The sequence below is a fragment of the Neisseria sp. P0021.S005 genome (assembly GCF_051956955.1).
Genome location: NZ_JBQCWY010000527.1, coordinates 1 through 2,162, shown reverse-complemented (window position 1 = coordinate 2,162; position 2,162 = coordinate 1). Strand labels below are relative to the sequence as shown.

Sequence of the window (2,162 nt, the reverse complement as noted above, 5' to 3'; positions counted from 1 at the left end):
TAGGATAGTGGCCATAACTGAGCAGACACGACGTGGCGACAAACGGCAAAACCAAAATTCCGAAACCAGAAGCCGTACCGCCGGAGATATACACCAAAACCATCATCATGGTGATGTCGACCACGGCACTGGCATTGGGCAAATCCAAAGACTGCCACTGCCAGCCCGGGCGGAGCACGGAGAGCATAATCAGGAAGAAATACAGCGTTACCCAGATATAAAACTCAACGGCCGGCAACGAAACGCCAATCAGGTTGCCACCCGTGTAGCTGCCGAACGCGTGCAAAACCAAAAGCGGCAAGACGATGGCTATTCGGGCAATGTTGATTACACCGGGAATCCGCTCCCTCAGATTACCCAGTTCTTGAAGATTGGCTCTGTTCATAAGTGAACCTTTTTTATTATCATGCAATGTCGTATAAATTTAATTTATTTAGATATATTTGTTCTTGTTTCAGGACAAACTTTTCAGATGGCCTGATATTTCCAATACCTTGCCTTTTTTACCGCGCTTGCCGTCAATATCGGCAATCCGCAGTTTTTCCTGATGCTCGGCGCTGCGGCGGCCGACCGATACAACGGTAAACTCAGGAGAGGTCGTCACCATAATGTGTTCCAAAGATGCACCATCGGCCAACGACATCAGCTGCAAACCGCGGCCTTTAGGCATGACTTTAAGCTCGCCGATGGAAAACGCCAAGAGGCGGTGGTCGCTGCTGGCCAGTACGATTTTGCAGTCGGGATTGATGAGCGAAGATGCATAGACGGCAACGGGCAGCAGGACGGTTTCGCCGCTGTCCACGGTCATTACCACTTTGCCTGCTTTCACGCGTCCGACCATATCGCCCAGTTTGGCGATGAAGCCGTAGCCGCCACTGCCTGAGAGCAGGTAGTGCTGTTCGGGCTGACCGGTAAGCATGGCAACGGGTTTCGCACCGTTTTGCAGCTCGACTAACGATGAAACCGGCACGCCGTCACCGCGTCCGCCGGGGATTTCGGCGGCATCGAGCGTGTAGGTTCTGCCCAATGAATCCAAGATGATGACAGGCAAAACGGTGCGGCCTTCGAGGGTTTGTTTGAGGCGGTCGCCTTCTTTGAACGCGGTCTGGCTCAAATCAAGGTTGTGTCCGGATCGGCTGCGTATCCAGCCTTTTTCCGACAAAATCAGCGTGATGGGTTCGTCGGCGGTAGTCTGCGTCAACACGGCGCGTCCGGCCTCCTCCACCAGCGTGCGGCGCGCGTCGCCGAACTGCTTCATGTCCGCCTGCATCTCTTTGATAATCAGCTTGCGCTTTTCGTTTTCGTCGCCCAAAAGGATATTCAGACGGCCTTGTTCTTCGCGCAACTCGTTCAATTCTTTTTCGAGTTTGAAACCTTCCAAACGTGCCAACTGGCGCAGGCGGATTTCCAAAATGTCTTCGGCTTGGATTTCGGTCAGCCCGAACACCGCCATCAAATCGGCTTTCGGGTCGTCTGATTCGCGGATGACTTTAATCACTTCGTCGATGTGCAGAAAGACTTTCAGACGGCCTTCAAGGATGTGCAGCCGTTTTTCCACTTGGTTCAAGCGGAATTTCAGACGACGTGTTACGGTAACAACGCGGAAATCCAGCCATTCCTGCAAAATCGTTTTCAGGTTTTTCTGCGCGGGGCGGTTGTCCAAACCCATCATCACCAAGTTCATGGACACATTGCCTTCCAGCGAAGTTTGCGCCATCAGCGTGTTGATGAAGGTATCCGTATCAATGCGGCTGGATTTCGGCTCGAACACCAGTCGCACGGGATGTTCGCCGTCGGACTCGTCGCGCACGCGGTCGATTAAATCCAGCATCAGCTTTTTGGTATTAAGCTGGTCTTGGTTCAGCTGCTTTTTGCCTGCTTTCGGTTTCGGGTTGGTTTGTTCTTCGATTTCGGCAAGGATTTTGGCGGAATTGGCGTTCGGCGGCAGCTCGGTCACAATCACGCGCCATTGTCCGCGCGCCAGCTTCTCGATTTCGTAACGCGCACGCACGCGCACGCTGCCCTTACCGGTTTCGTAAATCCGGCGCAATTCGTCCGCCGGCGTGATGATTTGACCGCCGCCGGCAAAGTCGGGCGCTGGGATGTACTGCATCAGGTCGGCGGTTTCCAGCGTCGGTTTCTTCAACAGCGCAATCGCCGCC

Annotated in this window: 1 protein-coding gene and 1 pseudogene; both read right to left on the bottom strand. The window is 53.7% G+C overall.

The genetic code is table 11. The annotated features are described in order from the left end of the window. Nucleotides 1-385 (bottom strand): annotated as a pseudogene (locus tag ACTHUE_RS16435) (sensor histidine kinase); the annotation flags it as partial. A gap of 69 nt (nucleotides 386-454) precedes the next feature. Then, nucleotides 455-2,162 (bottom strand): DNA gyrase subunit A (locus tag ACTHUE_RS16430; protein WP_440424002.1); only part of this gene is annotated, 1,708 nt, incomplete at its 5' end.